We start from the raw sequence: 19576 nt of genomic DNA on the forward strand, positions 1-19576 counted from the left end.
CGACTCCTTTGCTGGTCCCACGCACCTCATGGCACTCCCAGACCCCGCGCAGCCCGTGGCTGCGCTCCGCGACATCGCCTTCGCCTGGCCGGGCCAGGACGGCCCTGACCTGCGGGTGGACCATTTCGAGGTGAGCGCTGGCGAGCACGTCTTCGTCTCCGGCGCCAGCGGCAGCGGCAAGAGCACGCTGCTGGGCCTGCTGGCCGGCGTGCTGACCCCGGCGCACGGCCGCATCGAGGTGAATGGGACGGATCTGAGTGCGCTGTCCGGCGCCCGGCGCGACCGCTTTCGCGCCGACCACATCGGCATCATCTTCCAGCAGCTGAACCTGCTGCCCTACCTCTCCGTGCTGGACAACGTGCTGCTGGGGTGCAAGTTCTCGGCCCATCGGCGCCAGCGCAGCGTGGCGCAGGGCGGCAGCCCGGCCGCGGCGGCGGGCATGCTGCTGGCGCGGCTGGACCTGCCGGAGCCGCTGTGGCACCGGCCCGCGGCGCGGCTGTCGGTCGGCCAGCAGCAGCGCGTGGCTGCCGCGCGGGCGCTGCTCGGTCGGCCGGAGCTGGTGCTGGCCGATGAGCCGACCTCCGCGCTGGACGCGGATCGCCAGTCGGCCTTCATGGACCTGCTCCAGCGCGAATGCCGTGCGGTGGGCGCGAGCCTGGTGTTCGTCAGCCATGACACGCGCCTGATGCCGCGCTTCGACCGCCATCTCGCCATGCCGCACGGCTTTGTCGCGGCGCCGGCATGATGACGCTCACCGGCATGGCGGCCCGCAGCGCCTGGAACCGCCGCTACAACCTGCTGCTGATGATCGTGGCGATTGCGCTGTCGACGGCGCTGCTGCTGGGCGTGGAGCGGCTGCGCCATCAGGTGCGCGCCGGCTTCGCGCAGGCGATCTCGGGCACCGACCTGATCGTCGGGGCGCGCACCAGCCCGGTCCAGCTCACGCTCTCCACTGTGTTCCATCTGGGCGGCGTGACGCACGGCATGTCGTGGGCCAGCGCCCAGCGCATTGCCGACCATCCGCTCGTGGCGTGGACCATCCCGGTCTCGCTCGGCGATTCCCATCGCGGGTTTCCGGTGCTGGCCACCTCGGAAGACTACTTCCGGCACTTCCGTTACGGCGACCGCCGCGCACTGGCGCTGGCTGACGGGCGGCCGTTCGGGGCCGTGTTCGAGACCGTGCTGGGCGCGGAGGTGGCGCGGCGGCTGGGCTACCGGGTGGGGGACCGCATCGTGCTGAGCCACGGCGAGCCCGCGCATGGCGACGACGACCATCATGCGGACCATGCCGACAAGCCCTTCGTGGTCACCGGCATTCTGGCCCCGACGGGCACGCCGGTCGATCGCACGGTCCATATCCGGCTCGATGGCATGGAAGCCATCCACCTCGACTGGCAGGCCGGCGCGCCGGTGCCGGGCATGTCGATTCCGCCGGCGCTGGTCGGCAAGTTCCAGCTGACGCCCACGCACATCACCGGCGTGCTGGTGGGCCTGAAGCTGCGCTCGCGCGTGTTCGCGCTGCAACGCGAGATCGACGAAGATCCGCACGAGGCCCTGATGGCGGTGCTGCCCGGCGTGGCGCTTGATGCGCTGTGGCAGATCGTCGGCGTGGGCGAGAAGAGCTTGCTGGGGATGTCCGCGCTGATCGGGGTGGTCGGGCTGGCGGGGCTGGTCTCTTCGATCCTGGCCGCGCTGGGCGAGCGGCGGCGTGAACTGGCCATCCTGCGGGCGGTCGGCGCCCGTCCCATCGACCTGTTGATCCTGCTCGCGAGCGAGGGCTTTGTGCTGATGCTCGCCGGCACGCTGGCCGGCTACCTGCTGCTGACCGGGCTGTCGCTGGCCGGCGCGCCGTGGCTGGAGGCCCGCCTTGGCGTGGCGCTGCCGGTGGCGTGGCCCCGGCCGAGTGAACTGCCGCTGCTGGGGGCGATTCTTGCCGCCGGCGCCATCGCCTCGTTGTTGCCGGGCTGGCGCGCCTATCGCCTGAGCCTGAGCGATGGGCTGACGCCACATACCTGATATCCATGAAGCTACCTTCCAAGCTGCGCCTGTCGGCGCCCCTCCTGGCCATCGCCGCCGTTGTCTGCATCGTCTGCATCGCCGGACTGGTGCGCTGGCTGGCGTGGCCGTCCGCCGATCAGGCCAAGTCCGACCAGCGCTACACGGTGGGCCAGACGCTGACCCCATCGCCCGCCGCGCCGGCCGCCGGTAGCTACCGCGAAATCGACTGGCAGGCCCTGCTGCCCAAGGGCTGGGACCCGATGGCGCCGTTCAAGGGGCTGCCGCTGCAGGAGATGGAGGATGGCGACCCGCGTGCGCAGGCCGCCCTGGAGAAAGCGCGGCAGTTCTGGCGCGACGCGCCCATCGAGACCGCGCTCGACGGCGAGGCGGTGCGGCTGCCCGGCTTCGTGGTGTCGCTGGACGGGGAGGGCGAGGCGATCCGGGAATTCCTGCTCGTGCCGTACTTCGGCGCCTGCATCCACGTGCCGCCCCCGCCGTCGAACCAGGTCGTGCACGTGCGCGCGGCCAAGCCGCTGGAGGGCCTGCGCACGATGGATACAGTCTGGATCAGCGGCGTGATGCGCGTGGAGCGCGCCGAAACCATGATGGGCGACGCCGGCTACGCGATGCACGACGCGCGGCTCGAACCGTATCAGCCCGCGCAGCCGGCCCGCTAGGCTACATCCCGTCCGGCGGCAACAGGTTGACGTTGTACGCCACCTCCCAGAGGTGGCCGTCCGGGTCCTGGAAATGGCCGGCATAGCCGCCCCAGAAGGTTTTCTGGGCGGGCTTGACGATGGTGGCGCCGGCCTGTTTCGCCTCCGCCATCACCGCATCGACCTCGGCTTCGCTGCGCACGTTGTGGGCCATCGAGAATTCGGTGGCGCTGGGCGGCGCCACCGGCAGGCCGGCCTCGCGGGCGAGATTCTCGCGCGCGAACAGTGCCAGCTTGGTCCCGCCCTGCAGGTCGATGAACACGGCGGCGCCATGCTCGAACTCCTGTCCGATAATGCCGGCGGTCGGCAGGCCCAGGCCGTCGCGGTAGAAGCGCAGCGAGCGCTCCAGATCGTCCACGCCCAGCGTGATCAGGGTGATGTAGGGTTTCATGGGCTGTCTCCGTTTTCGGTGCGACAGCTTACCGCCGATCCCTCCCCCTCGGCGGAGATGCGGCAGAATGCGCTTTCCGCACGCCCGCGCCCCAAACCACAATGATCCGATGCTCAGACTCGAGGACCTGAACCTGTTTGTCCGCAGTGCCGCGCTCGGCAGCTTTTCCAGCGCCGCGCGCGAGGCCGATCTGCCGCCCGGGCAGGTCAGCGCCGCCATCCAGCGGCTGGAGCGGGAACTGGACCTGCGCCTGTTCGTGCGCTCCACGCGCAGCCTGCGGCTGACCGCCGAGGGCGAGCGATACCTGCCGTATGCCACCGATGTGCTCGCGCTGCTGCACGAGGGGCATGAGCGCTCGCGGAGCGAGGAAGGGGATCTGAGCGGGATCTTGCAGGTGTCGGCGCCGTCCGATGTCGGCCGCAACGTGCTGCTGCCGTGGATCACGGCGTTCTGCGCGAGCCATCCGCGCCTGTCGCTGCGGCTGCTGCTCTCGGACCGTGTCAGCGACGTGTTCCGGGAACCGGTCGATGTGGCCATCCGCTACGGACTGGCCGAGGACGCGAGCTATGTGGCCCTGCCGCTGGCGCCGGAGAACCGCCGCGTGCTGGTCGCATCGCCCGGCTATCTGGCTGCACAGGGGCGGCCGGCGAACCTGGACGACCTGTCGCGCCACCGCTGCGTGCTGTACCTGCTGGGCGGGCGCATCTATGACAAATGGGTGTTTCCGGTGGAGGGCAAGCGCCGGCAGGTGGCGGTGAACGGGGCGATGATCTGCGACGATGCCGATGTCGCGCGCCGCTGGGCCGTGGCGGGGCAGGGCATCGCCTATAAGTCGTGGCTCGATGTCTGCGCGGATGTGGAGGCGGGCACGCTGGAGGTGGTGTTGCCCGGCCAGCCGGGGGAGAGCGCGCCGCTCAGCCTGATCTGCCCGCATCGCAAGCAGTTCTCGCCGGCGGTGCGCCAGTTGCAGGCACTGCTGCGCGAGCGGCTCGCCCCGCTGGAGGCCCGGTTGCGCGGCATCGCCACGCCCTAGGCCCCCGTTTCGTACCAGTCTTACTTCGAGGCGACCTTGCTGATGCGGTCCTCGATATGCTTGGCGCGCGCTTCCGAGCCGGGGTGCGAGCCGAACATGCTCGACTTGCCGCCATCGAGCTTGGCCAGCTTCTCGAACGCGGTGACCAGCGCCTTGGTGTTGGCCTTGTTCTTGGTCAGCAGGTCGAAGGCGAAGTCGTCGGCAGCCGTTTCCTGCGCCTGCGAGAACTGTGCGTTGACCAGCTTTTCGCCGAGTTCGCCCAGTTGGGAGGAAGACAGCGCGGCCACCGCGCCGTTGGCGGCGCCGGCCATGCTGCGCGCGGCGGTGGCCGTGTAGGCTACCTGCATGGCCTTCTTGCTGTGCCCCAGCGCCACGTGGCCGAGTTCGTGGCCCAGCACGCCGCGGACCTCGTCGTCCGTCATCATGTCCATCAGGCCGCTGTAGACGCGCACGCAGCCGTTGGCCATGGCCCAGGCATTGACGTCCTTGGTCAGGTACACCCGTACGTTGAGATTGGGCACGTCGCTGTTCTTCAGCCCGCCCATGATCTTGGTGAGGCGCCTGGCGTAGTTGGTGCGCGAGCCGGCGGTCTTGTTGGTCTGGTCGGCCTCGGCACAGGCCTGGTCCGAGAGCGATTTCACATCCGCGTCGGTCAGGGTGGCGGCCTGCGCCAGCGAGGTGCCGGCGGTCACCAGGCTGTTGACATCGGTGCCGGCGCAACCGGCAAGCAGGGCGGTGGTGAGCAGCGGAAGTACGAGAAAGCCTTTCATAGCGGTTCGCGAGGTAGTGGCGGGAGTTTCCCGGGAATGGGAGGCTATGCCACTTCATCGCGGGCGAACCCGCATCCAGATCAAGGTCCGCCGTGTTTCCGCGCGCCGGCTAAAGAAATCGGATTTCTGCCAATCGCATCAATCCTGAGCCAATCGTGAATCGATCCTGACGCGATTCAGGCCGTGGCCTCATGCGCGCCGCGCGGCACGAAGCGCCCCAGTACATGGCTGGTCATGCCCTTGGCCAGTTCCTCCTCGCCATAGAACACCGTGCCGAGCCCTTCCTTGCGCAGCAGCGCGGATTCGTCCTCGCTATGCGTGCGCAGCACGATCTCCACGTCGGGATTGAGCGTCTTGGCGGTTTCCACCATCTGGCGCACGTAGAGCGGCTCCGGCACGGCAATCACCAGCATCGCCGCGTGGGCGATATGGGCCTGGATCAGCACCGCCGGGTCGGCCGCATTGCCCGAGACCGCCGCGAAGCCCGCGCGGCGCAGGGACTCCACGCGCTCGCGGTTCTCGTCCGCAATCACGAAGGGAATGCCACGCTCCTGCATCGCCTGGGCAATCCGCTTGCCCACGCGGCCGTAGCCCACCAGCACCACCTGGCCTTCCAGATACTTGCGCTCGGTGGTCATCGGCAGCTCGGCGTACGGGTCGCCACGCTGCTCCAGCCGCCGCGCCAGCGCCGAGCGCTTGAGAATCCAGTTTCGCAGCGGCTCCACGCCGGCAAACAGCAGCGGATTGATCGCGATGGAAATCAGCGCGCCGGCCAGCACCAGGCTCATGCCTTCCTCGGGCAGCAGCCCCAGCGTGACCCCCAGCCCGGCCAGGATGAACGAGAATTCGCCGATCTGCGCCAAGCTGGCGGACACCGTCAGCGCCGTGTTGAGCGGATAGCGGAAGGCCAGCACCAGCGCGAAGGCCGCCAGCGACTTGCCGAACACGATGATGGCCACCACCGCCAGCACGTGCAGCGGCTGCTCGATCAGGATGGCCGGCTTGAACAGCATGCCCACCGAGACGAAGAACAGCACCGAGAACGCGTCGCGCAGCGGCAGCGACTCCTCGGCGGCGCGATGGCTGAACTCCGACTCGCGCATCACCATGCCGGCAAAGAAGGCGCCCAGCGCGAAGGACACGTTAAACAGTTCGGCCGCCCCATAGGCAATGCCAATCGCCACGGCGACCACGGCCAGCGTGAACAGCTCGCGCGAGCCGGTCTTGGCCACCTGCCACAGCAGCCACGGCAGGATGCGCCGCCCGGCCACCAGCATCAGCGCGATAAACGCCACCACCTGGAGCAGCGTCTTGAGGATGGTGAAGCCAAGCGCCTGGGCGCTCTGGTCCGGCGCGGCGCCCGTGCCGCCGAGCAGCCCGGCCAGCGGCGGCAGCAGCACCAGCACCAGCACCGTGGCCAGGTCTTCCACCACCAGCCAGCCCACCGCAATCCGCCCGTTCATGGTTTCCAGCACGTTGCGGGTTTCCAGCGCCTTGAGCAGCACCACCGTGCTCGCGCAAGACAGGGACAGGCCGAAGACCAGCCCGGTGCCCAGGCTCCAGTCCCAGATCCACGCCACCAGCATGCCCAGCGCGGTGGCAAGCGCCATCTGCACCACCGCCCCGGGAATGGCAATGCGTTTCACCGCCAGCAGGTCGCCCAGCGAGAAATGCAGGCCGACGCCGAACATCAGCAGCATCACGCCGATTTCGGACAATTGCGAGGCCAGATGAACATCGGCGACGAAACCCGGCGTGCCGGGGCCGATGATGATGCCGGTGACGAGGTAGCCGACCAGGGCGGGAATCTTGACGCGTTCAGCCAGGAAGCCAAGCACGAGGGCGATGCCGAAGCCGGCGGCGATGGTGGTGATGAGGGTGAAGTCGTGGTCCATGCGTCGTCTGCGGGGTGCTGCGCAAGCGGCCAGTGAAATGCTGGGGCGAGGGGCAATTGTAACGGCAGGTGCCCGGCCTCGACGGCGGACCCCATGAAAAAACGGGCGGATTCCGGCCAGCGCCCGGCGCCGGGGGCTTGGCAAGGCGCGCCACTTCGACAACCATACACGCACCAAAAGGCGGACAAATACGAGAGGAGAGGCGGGAATGACCCAGACGAAGACCAAAGCCCCGGCCAAGACCGCAACCAAGGCCACCGCGCCAGCGGACGAGTCCCCGGCAGCCCTGATCGACGCCCGGATCGCCGAACTGGTCGACTGGCGCGGCGAAACCCTGGCCCGCCTGCGCGCGCTGGTGAAGGAAGCCGACCCCGAGGTGGTGGAGGAATGGAAGTGGCGCGTGCCGGTGTGGTCCCACGACGGCATCCTGTGCACAGGGGAGACCTACAAGAGCGCCGTGAAGATGACCTTCGCCAAGGGCGCCTCGCTGGAAGACCCGTCCGGCCTGTTCAATTCGAGCCTGGACGGGAACACGCGGCGCGCCATCGACTTCCGCGAGGGCGAGAAGATCGATGCCAAGGCGCTGAAAGCCCTGATCCGCGCCGCCGTGGCGCTGAACCAGGGCAAGGGCTAGTTCCGGAATTCCCGGTTCAGGCTTCGCCGCCGCGCTCGAGCATCTTATATAGATGGGAGCGGGAAATGCCCAGCTCCAGCGCGGCCTGCTTCTTGTTGCCGCCATGCCGGGCGATGGCCTGCAGCACCGCGTCATACGCGAGGTCGCGCAGGCGGGCTGCGGCCGGGGCCGGGGCATCCTCCGAGGCGAAGACCTGCCCAAGCGGGTGGGCGGCTGGCGGTGTCATGGTCGCCACCATCGCCGCCATATGGTTTTCCTCGCCCCGGGCGAAGTCCTGCACCCGGAGCCGGCTGCCGTCGCAGAAGACCAGCGCTTCCTCGATCTTCTGCCGTAGCTGGCGCACATTGCCGGGCCAGCGCCGCGAAGCCAGGTGCCGCGCCACATCGGGCATGACCTGCGGCACCGGCACGCCGTTGCGCTGGCAGAACGCCTGCACAAAGTGATGGAGCAGGGCGGGAATGTCCTCCAGCCGCTGGCCCAGCGCCGGCACGCGCAGCACCACGCCGCTGAGGCGGTAGTAGAGGTCGAGCCGGAAGCGGCCACCGTCGATCAGCGCCTGGATGTCGCGGTTGGTGGCGGTCACGAGCCGGAAATCCACCCGCCGCGCCTGCCGGCTGCCCAGCCGCTCGACCATGCGGTCTTCCAGCACGCGCAGCAGCTTGACCTGCATCTCCATCGGAATATCGGCGACTTCGTCCAGGAACAGCGTGCCGCCGGCTGCCTGTTCGAGCTTGCCGGGCTGGCCATGTCGATGGCTGCCCGTGAAAGCGCCCGCCGCATGGCCGAACAGTTCGGCCTCGATCAGCGTGGCCGGGAACGCTGCCAGGTTCAGGCTGACCAGCGGCGCGGCCTGCGTCCCCTCGTCATCGCCTTGCGTGCTGAGGGCGCCCCGGCCGGCGCTGTGGATGGCCCGCGCGACGAGTTCCTTGCCCGTGCCGGACTCGCCCAGCACCAGCACGGGCACGTCGAGCCGCGCCACGGTCTCGATCTCCCGGCGCAGCCGCTGCATCGGCGCGCTCTCGCCGATCAGCAGTCCCACACCCCCTGCGCCGGCATCGCGCTGGCGCAGCCCGTGCAGTTCGCGCCGGTAGTGCGCCAGTTGCGAGCGCAGTTCCTCCACCTCCTTGTGCATCCGGCCGATGGCCTCCGGCTCTTTGAATAGGACTTGTCCGATCGCGCCGACCGTCTTGCCATCGGCGACGATGGGCACCCGGTTCACTACGCGCGTCACGCCATTCATCCGCTGAAGCTGGCCGATCTCGGCCTTGCCGGTGGCCACCACATGACCCAGCCGTGAATTCGGGATGACCTGCTCGGCGGGGCGCCCGGTGCCTTCGCCAGTGCGCAGGCCGAAAAACGCCTCATGGACCGGACTGATGAAGCGGATATGCCCCGTGTGGTCCACCACCGTGATCGCCTGATAGGGATTGGTCAGGAAGTGCTCAAGGATGGCGTCCGCAAACGGCACCGCGCCGAGGAAATCGAACAGCGCCGCCCCGGCGGCCGCGCGGCGCAGCAGGAGGGTCTGTTGGCTGGCATCGAGCAAGGCCAGCCCGATGTGGCGCTCGCCATCGACCTCGAACTCGAAGATGCGGCCGGCGTGGTGGTCCTCGGCGGGGGGCAGTGCCGCCACGGCGGCCTGCGCGGCCCGGGCGATGGCCGGATGGCGTGCTGTGCCCGAGGCGGCAAGGGTCTCCCCGCCGGCCCCGAGCACCAGCGCGCCCAGGCATTGTGTCTTCACTGACGACATCGATTGTGTCTCCATGCGGGACATCTGGGTGTCCTCGTACCGGACACTCTACCGGCCAGCCGAAAAAATCGCAATGAAATCAATGTGCTTCATGGCTGGCACGGGTAGTGCGTTAGCTCTCGGATAACACCCATACCCAAAAGCCCGAAGACACAGAGGAGACACATGTCCTGGCAGCCGGAAATCGACGAACTGGCCTATCGCAAGCGACTGGCCGCCGAGCTTGGCGGACCCGACAAGGTCAAGCGCCACAAGGACGCGGGCAAGCTCACCGTGCGCGAGCGCATCGAGGCCATCGCGGACCCCGGCAGCTTCCGCGAGGTGGGTGCGCTCACCGGTAGCGGCCAGTACGACAGCAATGGCCGGCTGGTGGGCCTGACCCCGGCCAATCTGGTGATGGGTCGCGCACATCTGGATGGCCGACCCGCCGTGCTGGTGGGGGATGACTTCACCGTGCGCGGCGGCGCCAACGACGGCGCGGTGGGCGACAAGCTGATCCACGCCGAGAAGATGGCCCACGACCTGCGCCTGCCGATGGTGCGGCTGGTCGATGGCACGGGCGGTGGCGGCTCGGTGCGCAATATCGAGAACCGTGGCTACACCAACATCCCGACCATGAAGGTGTGGCAGCACGTGGTGGAGAACATGTCGGTGGTGCCGGTGGTGTCGCTGGCGCTGGGTTCGGTGGCCGGCATGGGCGCGGCGCGCGTGGCGGCCAGCCATTACTCGGTGATGGTCAAGGGCACCGCGCAACTGTTCAACGCCGGGCCGCCGGTGGTGGCGCGCATCGGCCAGATCCTGGAGAAGAACGAACTCGGGGGCAGCCAGATCCACACCCGCAACGGCGTGGTCGATGACGAGGTGGCGAGCGAGGAGGAAGCCTTCGGCCGGGCCCGCCGCTTCCTGTCCTACCTGCCGCCGTCCGTGTACGAGCTGCCGCCGCGCGGCGCGCCGGCCGACGACACGCGCCGCCGCGACGAATGGCTGCTCTCCGCCATCCCCCGTGAAAGCCGTCAGGTCTACAAGATCCGGCCGATCGTGCAGGCGCTGGTCGATCAGGACTCCTTCTTCGAGATCGGCAAAATCTGGGGCCGCGCCATCGTCACCGGGCTGGCCCGGCTGGACGGCTGGCCCGTGGCCGTGGTCGCCAGCGACCCGTACTACTACGGCGGCGGCTGGGACGGCCCCACGGCGGAGAAATTCACCCGCTTCCTGGACATGGCCGAAGCCTTCCACCTGCCCGTGGTCAACCTCGTCGATATCGCCGGGTTCCAGATCGGGCTGGAGGCCGAGAAGGCCGGGATCATGCGCTACGGCGTGCGCGCGCTGGCGGCGGTCTATCAGGCCACCGTGCCGTGGTGCTCGGTGATCGTGCGCCGCGCCTATGGTGTGGCGGCGGCGGGGCACCAGCACATGGGCCGGTTCAACTTCCGCTACGCGTGGCCGTCCGCCAACTGGGGGTCGCTGCCGATCGAGGGCGGGCTGGAGGTGGCCTACAAGGCGGAGATCGAGGGCGCCGACGACCCGGTGCAGAAGCGGGCCGAGATCGAGCAGCGCGTGCGCAGCCTGACCTCGCCGTTCCGCAGCGCGGAAGCCTTCGTGATCGAGGACATCATCGACCCGCGCGACACGCGGGCGCTGCTGTGCGAGTTCGCCAACCTCGCCGCGCCGCTGCGCGAGGCGGGCGTGCGCAAGTTCGGCATCCGGCCTTGAGGCTGTTCGGACGGCACTCGTCCACACACTACAAGAAGATTCAGGAGACAAACCGCATGCAACGCAGATCCCTACCTTCGCTGTGTCTCGGCCTCACGGCCACCACGATGGCCACCACGATCGCCGCCACGATCGCCGCGCCGGCCTTCGCGCAGGAGCACTGGCCCGCCAAGCCCGTCACCATCGTCGTGCCGTTCCCGGCGGGCGGCATGACCGACCTGCTGGCGCGCCGCATCGCCCGTGACATGCAGGCCGAGCTGAAGCAGCCCTTCGTGGTGGACAACCGCGCCGGCGCCAGCGGGCAGATCGGCACCGAGATGGTGGCGCGCGCCAACCCGGACGGCTACACGCTGCTGGTCTCGGCCACGCACCACGTGATCAACCCGGCCATCCGGCCCAAGCTGCCGTACAACGCGTCGAAGGATTTCACGAACATCGCGCTGCTGGCCACCACGCCCAACGTGCTGGTGGTCAACAACAGCGTGCCGGCCAGCAATCTCCCCGAATTCCTGGCCTATGCCCGGAAGCAGAGCGAGGGGCTGTCCTACGGCTCGTCGAGCATTGGCGGCGCCACGCACATGTCCGGAGAGCTGCTGCGCCTGATGGCCAAGGTGCCGATGACGCACATTCCGTACAAGGGTGCGTCCCCGGCGCTGGCCGACCTGCTGGGCGGCCAGATCCCCGCGCTGTTCCATGACGTGATGACCATGGCGCCGTACGTGAAGGACGGCAAGGTCAAGGCCATCGGCGTGACCTCGGCCAGGCGCAGCGAGGCGCTGCCCAACGTGCCGACGATTGCCGAACAGGGCGTGCCCGGCTACGAGGCCACCACGTGGATCGGCTTCTACGGCCCCGCCAACCTGCCGCGCCCGCTGGTGGAAAAGCTGAACCGCGAAGCGGTCAAGAGCATGAACAGCGCCGAAGCCAAGACCTACCTGACCCAGAACGGCACCAGCCCCGGCGCGCTCAACGCCGAGCAGTTCGGCAGCTTCGTGCAGGCCGAACTCGACAAATGGAAGCGCGTGGCCACCGAGGCCAAGGTCAAGGTGGACTGAGCGATGGCGGATACCAAGGAGCAAGCTTCGTTGTTGTCATTGCTGGCGCCGCGCTCGGTGGCGGTGCTGGGCGCGTCAGACAACCCGATCAAGGCCGGCGGGCGGCCCATTGACTATATGCAGCGCCACGGCTACGGCGGGCGCATCTACCCGGTCAACCCCAAGCGGGCCCAGAGTAAACGGGCAGAAATTCAGGGCCTGGCCGCCTACCCCGATCTGGCCGCGCTGCCAGACTCGCCCGAGGTGGTCATCATCAGCGTGGCCGGCACCGAGGCCGAGCAGGCCATCGAGCAGTGCATTGCCGTGGGGGCGAAGGGCGCGGTGATCTATTCGTCGGGCTTTGCCGAACTGGGCGAGGCCGGCGCGGCGCAGCAGCAGCGGCTGGTGGCGCGGGCCCGTGCCGGCGGCCTGCGGCTGTTCGGGCCGAACACACAGGGCGTGGCCAATTTCGCCACCGGCGCGGTGCTGCATTTCTCGACCATGATCAACGAGGAAGCGCCGCAGGACGGCCCCGTGGCCATCGTCAGCCAGAGCGGCGCGGGCTCGTCCATCGTCTATGGCGGGCTGCGCCGCAAGGGTATCGGCGTGCGCTACATGGTGGCCACGGGCAACGAGGCCGACGTGACCGCCGCCGAAACGCTGCGCGCGATTGCCGAGGACGACGCCGTACGCGTGATGCTGCTGTACGTGGAATCCCTGCGCGACCCGGACGTGCTGGCGCAGGCCGCACGGATCGCCCATGCGCGCGATGTGCCGATCCTCGCCGTCAAGGCCGGCCGCACCCGCGCCGGGCAACTGACCGCCAGCTCCCACACCGGGGCGCTGGCCGGCGAGGACGCGCTGGCCGATGCCTTCCTGCGCCAGCACGGCATCCTGCGCGTGAACGATTTCCGGGAATTGTCCGAGTTCGCGCAGATCTTCGCGGGCGGCCAGCGGCCGCGTGGCCGCAAGGTGGTGGCGATCAGCAACTCGGGCGCCACCTGCGTGCTGGCGGCGGATGCGGCGGAGTCCCACGGGCTGGACCTGTGCCAGTTCGACGAACCCGGCACCGCCGCGCTGCGCGCCGTGCTGCCCGGCTATGTCTCGGCGCGCAATCCCATCGACATGACCACCGCGCTGCTCGGCCAGCCGCAGATCTATGGCCAGACGCTCGACGCCGTGGCGGCCCAGCGGCAGGCCGACCTGATCTTCGTCGGCTTTCCGATTGGCGGCGAAGGCTACGACTTCGACGATTTCTCCGCCCAGACCGGGCGGTTCGCCTCGGCCAGCGGCGTGCCGGTGGCGGTCAGCGCCAATCAGGAGTGGGTGGCGCAGGCGTTCCGCGCGCAGGGCGTGCCGGTGTTCGACAGCGAGCGGTCCGCCATGCAGGCGCTGGCGCTGCTGGCCGAATATGGCGAACGCCGCGAGGCGGCGCAGGCCGCGCCCTTGCCGGCTGGCGTGCCGGCAGGAGTGCCGACGCACGCGGCCTCCGCCCATGCCCTCGATGAAGTCCGCAGCCTGGCCGAACTCGCGGCGGCGGGCCTGCCCGTGGTGGCGCACCGGCTCTGCCACAGCGCCGATGACGTACGCCGTGCCGTGGCCGAACTGGGCGCGCCGGTGGTGGCCAAGGGCGTGTCCCCGGACATCACGCACAAGTCCGAGCACGGGCTGGTGAAGCTGAACCTGTCCGGCGAGGCTGCCGCCGTGGCCGCCTTCGACGAGATCGACCAGATCCTGCGCCGGATGGAAGTCCGCCACGGCGGCGTGCTGCTGGCGCGCCAGCAACGCGGCGCGTTCGAGTTGGCCGTGGGCGCCCATATCGACCCGGCCTACGGCCCGGTGGTGATGGTGGGGCAGGGCGGCGTGCTGGTGGAGGCGCTGCAGGACGTGCAGTTCCTCGTCGCGCCGTTCACGGCCAGTCAGGCGCGGGAGGCCATCGGCCGGCTGCGCATCGCCCCGGCGTTCGCCGCACTGCGCGGCATGGAAGCGGTGGACCTCGACCAACTGGCCGGCATGCTGGTCCGTCTGGGCGACTGGATGGTGGCGGCGGGCGGCACGGTGCATTCGGTCGATGCCAACCCGGTGATCGTCGCCCGTGGGGCGGTGGCGCCGGTGCTGGTCGATGCGGTGGTGATCCGCGCAGGAGAGACGGCATGAACCCAACCAGCAAGGTCCGCACGCTGCGCTGCGTGCTGGTGGCCAACCGGGGCGCCGTGGCGGCTCGGGTCATCCGCGCGCTGCGCCAGCTCGGCATCGCCTCGGTGGCGGTCTACTCGGACGCCGACGCGGGCCTGCCCTACCTGCGCGAGGCCGATGTGGCCGTGCGCATCGGCGAGGCGGCGCCGCTGGACAGCTATCTGCATCAGGAAAAGCTGCTCGACGTGGCCCGGGAGACCGGCGCGGACGGCGTGCATCCCGGCTATGGCTTCCTGTCGGAAAACGCCGACTTTGCCGAACGGGTGGAGGCGGCCGGGCTCTGCTTTATCGGCCCGTCGCCCGCCTGGATTCGCCGTCTGGGCCACAAGACCGAGGCGCGCGACTTCATGGCCGGCCACGGCATGCCGATGGCGCCGAGTTCCGGCGTGCTGCCGGACGACATGGCCGTCGTGGCTGCCGCCGCCGGGCAGATCGGCTACCCGGTGCTGATCAAGCCGGCCGGCGGTGGCGGGGGCATCGGCATGCTGCCGGTGCGCGATGCGCAAGGGCTGGCCGCCGCATGGCAGCAGGCGCGCTCGGTGGCGCAGCGCAGCTTCGGGCAGGCAGAGCTGTATCTGGAAAAGCTGATGGAGCAGCCGCGCCACATCGAATTCCAGGTCCTGGCGGACCGTTACGGCGGCGTGCGCATCGTCGGCGAGCGGGACTGCTCGGTGCAGCGCCGTCATCAAAAAGTGCTCGAAGAAGCGCCTGCGCCAAACTTGCCGCCTGAGGCGGTGGCCGCCATGCGCGAGCGGCTGGCCACGCTGCTGGGCCACGTCGGCTACGACGTGATCGGCACCGTGGAGATGCTGCATACCTCCGAGACCGGCTTTGTCTTCCTGGAGATGAACACGCGGCTCCAGGTGGAGCACGCGGTGACCGAGCAGGTGACCGGCATCGACATCGTGGCCGCGCAGGTCCGGCTGGCCTGCGGCGAGCGCATCGACGCCGTGCTGCCGGCCCCCACGCCCCAGCAGGGCCATGCCATCGAGGCCCGCGTCTATGCCGAAGACCCGGTGCGCTTCTTCCCGTCGCCGGGGCCGCTGGACACCTTCGTGCCGCCGCAGGCGCCCGGCATCCGCGTGGAGACCGGCTACGCGCAGGGCCAGCGCGTGACGCCGTACTACGACCCGATGATCGCCAAGGTGATCGCCACCGGCAGCGACCGCGCCGACGCCATCCGGCGCCTGCGTGCCGCGCTGGAGGCGTTCCAGATCGCCGGGGTCAAGACCAACCTGCCGTTCCTGCTGCGCGTGCTGGCCCACCCCGACTTCGCCGATGCCCGCATCGACACCGCCCTGACCCAGCGCGTGCTGGCCACGCCGGCCTTGACGTCGACGCCTGCGCCGAAGCAAACCGAAACCCTTACCGAAAGAGCAGCCTGATGCCCCAGATCGACGCCGCAGTCAGCGGCCATGTGTCTTCCATCGCCATCGAAGCCGGCGCCACCATCTCCGCCGGGGACGTCCTGATGATCATCGAATCGATGAAGATGGAAATCCCGCTGGAAGCCGAGGCGGATGGCGTGGTCAAGGCCATCCTGGTCCAGCCCGGCGACGCCGTGACCGAGGGCCAGCCGGTGGTGGAGGTCGAATAACGCGCCAAGGCCCGGGCCTTACTCGATCGTCACCTTGCCATCCTTGACCAGCTTGGCGAACTTGGCGGTCTCGTCGTCGATGCGCTTGGCGAACGCTGCCGAATCGCTGGGCATCGGCTCGGCGCCGGCGGCCAGCATGCGCTGCTGGAAGTCCGGCGAATTGACGATTTCCACGATCTTCGCGCTGAGCTGGGCGACGATGGGCTTGGGCGTGGCCGCCGGCGCCAGGATGCCGAACCACGTGCCGATATCGAAGCCCTTCAGGCCCGCTTCCTCCATGGTCGGCACGTCCGGCAGCACGCTGGAGCGCTTGGCCGTGGTCACGGCCAGCGCGCGCAGCTTGCCGGCCTTGATGTGCGGCAGTACGGGGGTGAGCGTGTCGAAGGACATGGTCACCTGTCCGCCCAGCAGGTCGGTGGTCAGCGGGCCGCTGCCTTTATAGGGCACGTGCAGCAGCGGCGCGCCCGAGGCGGTCTGGAACTGGGTGCCGATCAGGTGCTGCGCGGTGCCGTTGCCGTTGGAACCGTAGGCAAACTCGGTGGGCGACTTCCTGGCCAGCGCCACCAGTTCGGCCACGGTCTTGGCCGGGGTCTTGGCGGGATTGATCACCAGCACATTGGGCACCATCGCCACGGTGGCGATCGGCGCCAGGTCTTTCTGGAAGTTGTACGGCAGCTTCTTGTAGACGCTGGTGGCGATGGTGTGGTGGACGGCACCCATCAGCAGCGTGTAGCCGTCCGGCTTGGCCTTGGCCACGTAGTCCGCGCCCAGCGTGGCGCCGGCGCCGGGCCGGTTCTCCACGATCACGGGCTGGCCCAGCCGCTTGGAAAGCTGGTCGCCGATGGCGCGGGCGAGTACGTCGGTGGTGCCACCGGAGGGGAACGGCACGATCAGGCTGATCGGCTTGGCCGGCCACTCCTGCGCCACGCACAGGGCGGAGGCCCCGGCGCCCAGCATCAGCAGTGCGGTACGGAGGAAGCGGGGAAAGAAGCGGGGAAAGAAGCGGGGAAGGGTTTTGGTAGTACGCATGGTCTGTCTCCTGTATTTTTACTTTGTGATGTATTAAGCGCTTATAGCGAGGTCAGTCGCTGACTGCAACACCTGCAAACCCGGTACGCGCAGCGCGGCGCGTCCCGCGAAGGTGGCCGCGCAGCCCAGTTCCGCCTCGATATAGAGCAGGCGGTTGTACTTGGCCACGCGGTCGGAGCGGCACAGCGAGCCGGTCTTGATCTGGGTGGCCGCCGTGCAGACGCTGAGGTCGGCAATGGTCGTGTCCTCGGTCTCGCCGGAGCGATGCGAGATGACCGAGGCGTAGCCGGCCGCCTCCGCCATGTCGATGGCGTTCAGCGTCTCGGTCAGCGTGCCGATCTGGTTGGGCTTGATCAGGATCGCGTTGGCGGCGCCGCAGTCGATGCCCTGCCGCAGGATCGCCGTGTTGGTGACGAAGAGGTCGTCGCCCACCAACTGCACGCGCTGGCCCAGCCGCTCGGTCAGCAACTGCCAGCCGGCCCAGTCGCCCTCGGCCATGCCGTCCTCGATGGTGACGATGGGGTACTGATCGACCCACTTGGCCAGCAGGTCGACAAAACCGTCCGCCGTGTAGGACCGGCCTTCGGACTGCAACTCGTACCGCCCGTCGCGATGGAACTCCGAACTGGCGACGTCCAGCCCCAGCGCGATGTCCCGCCCAGCCTGGAACCCGGCCTGTTCGATGGCGCGCAGGATAATCTCCAGCGCGTGCTCGTTCGAGGCGAGGTCCGGCGCGAAGCCGCCTTCGTCGCCCACGGCGGTGGAAAGCCCCTGCGCCTTGAGTACCGCCTTGAGCGTGTGGAAGATCTCCGCGCCCCAGCGCAGGGACTCGGAGAACGACGGCGCGCCCACCGGCAGGATCATGAACTCCTGCATGTCCACGCTGTTGTCGGCATGGGCGCCGCCATTGATGATGTTCATCATCGGCAGCGGCAGGCGGGCGTCGCGGCGCTGGCCTCCGATGGTCCGATAAAGCGGCAAGTCGGCCGAAGCCGCCGCCGCCTTCGCGGTGGCCAGCGACACCGCCAGCAGCGCGTTGGCGCCGAGCCGGGACTTCTCCGGCGTGCCGTCGAGCCGGATCAGGCAGTCGTCCACCGCCGCCTGGTCTGCCGCCGGCATGCCGGCCAGCGTGCGGGCGATATCGACGTCGATATGGGCCACGGCCTTGCGCACGCCCTTGCCGAAGTAGCGCCGGGGTTTGCCGTCGCTGTCGCCGTCGCGCAGTTCCAGCGCTTCGCGGGCGCCGGTGGAAGCGCCCGACGGCGCCGCCGCAAAGCCTTGCGCGCCGTCCGACAGCCGCACCTGCGCCGCCACGGTGGGGTTGCCGCGCGAGTCGAGGATCTCGTAGCCGCGAATGTCCTGGATGATGGGCATGGGGGTTCCTAACGAAATAGCAACTTACTGGACCTGCGCGATTCGCAGCAGATTGGTGGTGCCGGCTACCGCGAAGGGCAGCCCGGCGGAAATCACGATCGAGTCGCCGGCCGCGCCGAAGCCCTCCTTGCGCACGGTCTGGCTGGCCAATTCGGTCATCTCGACCACATCGACCACCTCGTGGCACAGCACCGCGTGCACGCCCCACGCCAGCGCCAGCCGGCGCGCGGTGGCCATGCGCGGGGTCATGCCGAGAATGGGCACCTCGGGGCGCTCGCGCGCCATGCGCAGCGCCGAGTAGCCGGAACTGGTGTAGGCCACCGTCGCCGGGGACTTCAGCAGCCCGGCCACATGGCGCACCGCCAGCCCGATGGCGTCGGCGGCCTCTGCGCGCGGCGGGGTGTGGGAGGCCTGGATGGCATCGTGATAGAGCGGGTCCGACTCGGTGCGCGAGATGATGCTGTTCATCATCCGCACCGCCTCCACCGGATACTGGCCCGAGGCCGATTCGGCGGACAGCATCACCGCGTCGGCGCCGTCGTACACGGCCGTAGCCACGTCCGAGGCTTCCGCGCGGGTCGGCACCGGCGAGGCGATCATCGATTCCAGCATCTGCGTGGCCACGATCACCGGCTTGCCGGCCTTGCGGCAGGCCCGCAGGATCTGCTTCTGCAGCGAGGGCACCAGTTCCGCCGGCATCTCCACGCCGAGGTCGCCGCGCGCCACCATCACGGCATCCGCTTCGGCGACGATGGCCTCCAGGCTCTGGATCGCGGCCGGCTTCTCCAGCTTGGCGACGATGCCGGCGCGGTCCTTGACGATGTCCTTGATCTCCAGGATGTCCTCGGGCCGCTGCACGAAGGACAGGGCGATCCAGTCCACACCCAGCGTCAGGCCGAAGTCCAGGTCGCGCCGGTCCTTCTCGGTCATGGCCGACAGCGGCAGCACCACGCCGGGCACGTTGACGCCCTTGCGGTCGGACAGCGTCCCGCCGTTGACCACGGTGGTCTCGGCGAAGTCCTTGCCGCAGCGCTCCACGCGCAGGCGGATCTTGCCGTCATCGAGCAGCAGTTCGGTGCCTTCCTGCAAGGCCGCGAAGATTTCCGGGTGGGGCAGGCTGACCCGGCTGGCGGTGCCGGCCACGCTGGCGTCGAGGTCGAGCCGGAAGCTGGCCTCGGCGGCCAGCTGGATCGGGCCATCGGCGAACGTGCCGATGCGCAGCTTGGGGCCTTGCAGGTCCAGCAGCACGCCGATTGGGCGGCCACGGTCCCGTTCCACGGCGCGGATGGTGTCCAGCCGCTGCTTGTGGTCGGCGTGGCTGCCGTGGCTGAAGTTGAGCCGGAATACGTCGGCGCCGGCCTCGAACAGCGCGTCGATGACTTCCGGCGACGTGCTCGCGGGGCCCAGTGTGGCCACGATCTTGGCATTGCGGGTACGTCTCATCTT

General features: G+C 69.1%; 17 protein-coding genes. 10 read left to right on the top strand and 7 right to left on the bottom strand.

Going from position 1 to position 19576, the window contains the following annotated elements; translation table 11 throughout:
* Window positions 1–28: 28 nt before the first annotated feature.
* From KHO18_RS12850 to KHO18_RS12860, 3 genes are read left to right on the top strand one after another with little or no spacing between them, the layout of a single operon-like run.
* Complete coding sequence (locus tag KHO18_RS12850; RefSeq protein ID WP_211943313.1) at window positions 29–745, top strand: ABC transporter ATP-binding protein; 717 nt, start codon at window positions 29–31, stop codon at window positions 743–745.
* On the top strand, window positions 742–2016 hold the full coding sequence (locus tag KHO18_RS12855) for an ABC transporter permease (RefSeq protein ID WP_211943314.1): 1275 nt from the start codon (window positions 742–744) through the stop codon (window positions 2014–2016). The genes KHO18_RS12850 and KHO18_RS12855 overlap by 4 nt, the downstream gene beginning before the upstream one ends.
* Before the next feature lie 5 nt (window positions 2017–2021).
* Complete coding sequence (locus KHO18_RS12860; protein WP_144195346.1) at window positions 2022–2675, top strand: DUF3299 domain-containing protein; 654 nt, start codon at window positions 2022–2024, stop codon at window positions 2673–2675.
* A gap of 1 nt (window position 2676) precedes the next feature.
* Here KHO18_RS12860 and KHO18_RS12865 read toward each other — a convergent pair whose 3' ends face one another.
* Complete coding sequence (locus KHO18_RS12865; RefSeq protein ID WP_144195344.1) at window positions 2677–3105, bottom strand: VOC family protein; 429 nt, start codon at window positions 3103–3105, stop codon at window positions 2677–2679.
* A 109-nt stretch (window positions 3106–3214) separates the two neighbouring features.
* Here KHO18_RS12865 and KHO18_RS12870 point away from each other — a divergent pair, with 109 nt between their 5' ends.
* On the top strand, window positions 3215–4138 hold the full coding sequence (locus tag KHO18_RS12870) for a LysR family transcriptional regulator (protein WP_144195342.1): 924 nt from the start codon (window positions 3215–3217) through the stop codon (window positions 4136–4138).
* Between the two features lie 20 nt (window positions 4139–4158).
* Here KHO18_RS12870 and loiP read toward each other — a convergent pair whose 3' ends face one another.
* Both loiP and ybaL read right to left on the bottom strand, forming a co-directional pair.
* The gene (gene loiP, locus KHO18_RS12875; protein ID WP_144195340.1) at window positions 4159–4908 is read right to left on the bottom strand and encodes a metalloprotease LoiP; all 750 of its coding nucleotides are present in this window, start codon (window positions 4906–4908) and stop codon (window positions 4159–4161) included.
* A gap of 176 nt (window positions 4909–5084) precedes the next feature.
* The gene (gene ybaL, locus KHO18_RS12880; protein ID WP_211943315.1) at window positions 5085–6803 is read right to left on the bottom strand and encodes a cation:proton antiporter domain-containing protein; all 1719 of its coding nucleotides are present in this window, start codon (window positions 6801–6803) and stop codon (window positions 5085–5087) included.
* A 208-nt stretch (window positions 6804–7011) separates the two neighbouring features.
* Here ybaL and KHO18_RS12885 point away from each other — a divergent pair, with 208 nt between their 5' ends.
* Complete coding sequence (locus KHO18_RS12885) at window positions 7012–7437, top strand: DUF1801 domain-containing protein (protein ID WP_211943316.1); 426 nt, start codon at window positions 7012–7014, stop codon at window positions 7435–7437.
* Window positions 7438–7453: 16 nt separating this feature from the next.
* Here the strand turns inward: KHO18_RS12885 and KHO18_RS12890 are convergent, their stop codons facing one another.
* Window positions 7454–9187 carry a sigma-54 interaction domain-containing protein gene (locus KHO18_RS12890; RefSeq protein WP_211943331.1) on the bottom strand — a complete coding sequence of 578 codons (1734 nt, stop codon included), beginning with the start codon at window positions 9185–9187 and terminating at the stop codon, window positions 7454–7456.
* Window positions 9188–9352: 165 nt separating this feature from the next.
* Between KHO18_RS12890 and KHO18_RS12895 the strand changes: the two genes are divergently transcribed.
* From KHO18_RS12895 to KHO18_RS12915, 5 genes are read left to right on the top strand one after another with little or no spacing between them, the layout of a single operon-like run.
* The gene (locus KHO18_RS12895; RefSeq protein ID WP_211943317.1) at window positions 9353–10900 is read left to right on the top strand and encodes an acyl-CoA carboxylase subunit beta; all 1548 of its coding nucleotides are present in this window, start codon (window positions 9353–9355) and stop codon (window positions 10898–10900) included.
* Window positions 10901–10956: 56 nt separating this feature from the next.
* Window positions 10957–11955: a tripartite tricarboxylate transporter substrate binding protein gene (locus tag KHO18_RS12900; RefSeq protein WP_211943318.1), complete on the top strand. Its 999-nt coding sequence runs from the start codon at window positions 10957–10959 to the stop codon at window positions 11953–11955.
* Window positions 11956–11958: 3 nt separating this feature from the next.
* Window positions 11959–14091, top strand: coding sequence for an acetate--CoA ligase family protein (locus tag KHO18_RS12905; RefSeq protein WP_211943319.1), 2133 nt, complete (start codon window positions 11959–11961; stop codon window positions 14089–14091).
* Window positions 14088–15515: an acetyl-CoA carboxylase biotin carboxylase subunit gene (locus tag KHO18_RS12910; RefSeq protein ID WP_211943320.1), complete on the top strand. Its 1428-nt coding sequence runs from the start codon at window positions 14088–14090 to the stop codon at window positions 15513–15515. Before KHO18_RS12905 ends, KHO18_RS12910 begins: the two co-directional genes overlap by 4 nt.
* Window positions 15515–15727: an acyl-CoA carboxylase biotin carboxyl carrier protein subunit gene (locus KHO18_RS12915; RefSeq protein ID WP_092301205.1), complete on the top strand. Its 213-nt coding sequence runs from the start codon at window positions 15515–15517 to the stop codon at window positions 15725–15727. The genes KHO18_RS12910 and KHO18_RS12915 overlap by 1 nt, the downstream gene beginning before the upstream one ends.
* 18 nt (window positions 15728–15745) lie before the next feature.
* Here KHO18_RS12915 and KHO18_RS12920 read toward each other — a convergent pair whose 3' ends face one another.
* The 3 genes from KHO18_RS12920 to pyk all read right to left on the bottom strand — a co-directional run bounded on the left by KHO18_RS12920 (window position 15746) and on the right by pyk (window position 19573).
* Window positions 15746–16684, bottom strand: coding sequence for a tripartite tricarboxylate transporter substrate binding protein (locus KHO18_RS12920; RefSeq protein ID WP_211943332.1), 939 nt, complete (start codon window positions 16682–16684; stop codon window positions 15746–15748).
* Between the two features lie 105 nt (window positions 16685–16789).
* Window positions 16790–18130: a phosphopyruvate hydratase gene (gene eno / locus KHO18_RS12925; protein ID WP_144195324.1), complete on the bottom strand. Its 1341-nt coding sequence runs from the start codon at window positions 18128–18130 to the stop codon at window positions 16790–16792.
* A 24-nt stretch (window positions 18131–18154) separates the two neighbouring features.
* Complete coding sequence (gene pyk, locus KHO18_RS12930) at window positions 18155–19573, bottom strand: pyruvate kinase (protein ID WP_144195322.1); 1419 nt, start codon at window positions 19571–19573, stop codon at window positions 18155–18157.
* Between the last annotated feature and the right edge of the window lie 3 nt (window positions 19574–19576).

Origin of the sequence: Cupriavidus campinensis (genome assembly GCF_905397395.1) — a bacterium.
Taxonomy (GTDB): Bacteria; Pseudomonadota; Gammaproteobacteria; order Burkholderiales; family Burkholderiaceae; genus Cupriavidus; species Cupriavidus campinensis.

Coding starts and splice junctions, on each gene's coding strand:
- KHO18_RS12850 (WP_211943313.1), top strand. CDS start 29: ATGGCACTCCCAGACCCCGCGCAGCCCGTGGCTGCGCTCCGCGACATC.
- KHO18_RS12855 (WP_211943314.1), top strand. CDS start 742: ATGATGACGCTCACCGGCATGGCGGCCCGCAGCGCCTGGAACCGCCGC.
- KHO18_RS12860 (WP_144195346.1), top strand. CDS start 2,022: ATGAAGCTACCTTCCAAGCTGCGCCTGTCGGCGCCCCTCCTGGCCATC.
- KHO18_RS12865 (WP_144195344.1), bottom strand. CDS start 3,105: ATGAAACCCTACATCACCCTGATCACGCTGGGCGTGGACGATCTGGAG.
- KHO18_RS12870 (WP_144195342.1), top strand. CDS start 3,215: ATGCTCAGACTCGAGGACCTGAACCTGTTTGTCCGCAGTGCCGCGCTC.
- loiP (WP_144195340.1), bottom strand. CDS start 4,908: ATGAAAGGCTTTCTCGTACTTCCGCTGCTCACCACCGCCCTGCTTGCC.
- ybaL (WP_211943315.1), bottom strand. CDS start 6,803: ATGGACCACGACTTCACCCTCATCACCACCATCGCCGCCGGCTTCGGC.
- KHO18_RS12885 (WP_211943316.1), top strand. CDS start 7,012: ATGACCCAGACGAAGACCAAAGCCCCGGCCAAGACCGCAACCAAGGCC.
- KHO18_RS12890 (WP_211943331.1), bottom strand. CDS start 9,187: ATGTCGTCAGTGAAGACACAATGCCTGGGCGCGCTGGTGCTCGGGGCC.
- KHO18_RS12895 (WP_211943317.1), top strand. CDS start 9,353: ATGTCCTGGCAGCCGGAAATCGACGAACTGGCCTATCGCAAGCGACTG.
- KHO18_RS12900 (WP_211943318.1), top strand. CDS start 10,957: ATGCAACGCAGATCCCTACCTTCGCTGTGTCTCGGCCTCACGGCCACC.
- KHO18_RS12905 (WP_211943319.1), top strand. CDS start 11,959: ATGGCGGATACCAAGGAGCAAGCTTCGTTGTTGTCATTGCTGGCGCCG.
- KHO18_RS12910 (WP_211943320.1), top strand. CDS start 14,088: ATGAACCCAACCAGCAAGGTCCGCACGCTGCGCTGCGTGCTGGTGGCC.
- KHO18_RS12915 (WP_092301205.1), top strand. CDS start 15,515: ATGCCCCAGATCGACGCCGCAGTCAGCGGCCATGTGTCTTCCATCGCC.
- KHO18_RS12920 (WP_211943332.1), bottom strand. CDS start 16,684: ATGCTGGGCGCCGGGGCCTCCGCCCTGTGCGTGGCGCAGGAGTGGCCG.
- eno (WP_144195324.1), bottom strand. CDS start 18,130: ATGCCCATCATCCAGGACATTCGCGGCTACGAGATCCTCGACTCGCGC.
- pyk (WP_144195322.1), bottom strand. CDS start 19,573: ATGAGACGTACCCGCAATGCCAAGATCGTGGCCACACTGGGCCCCGCG.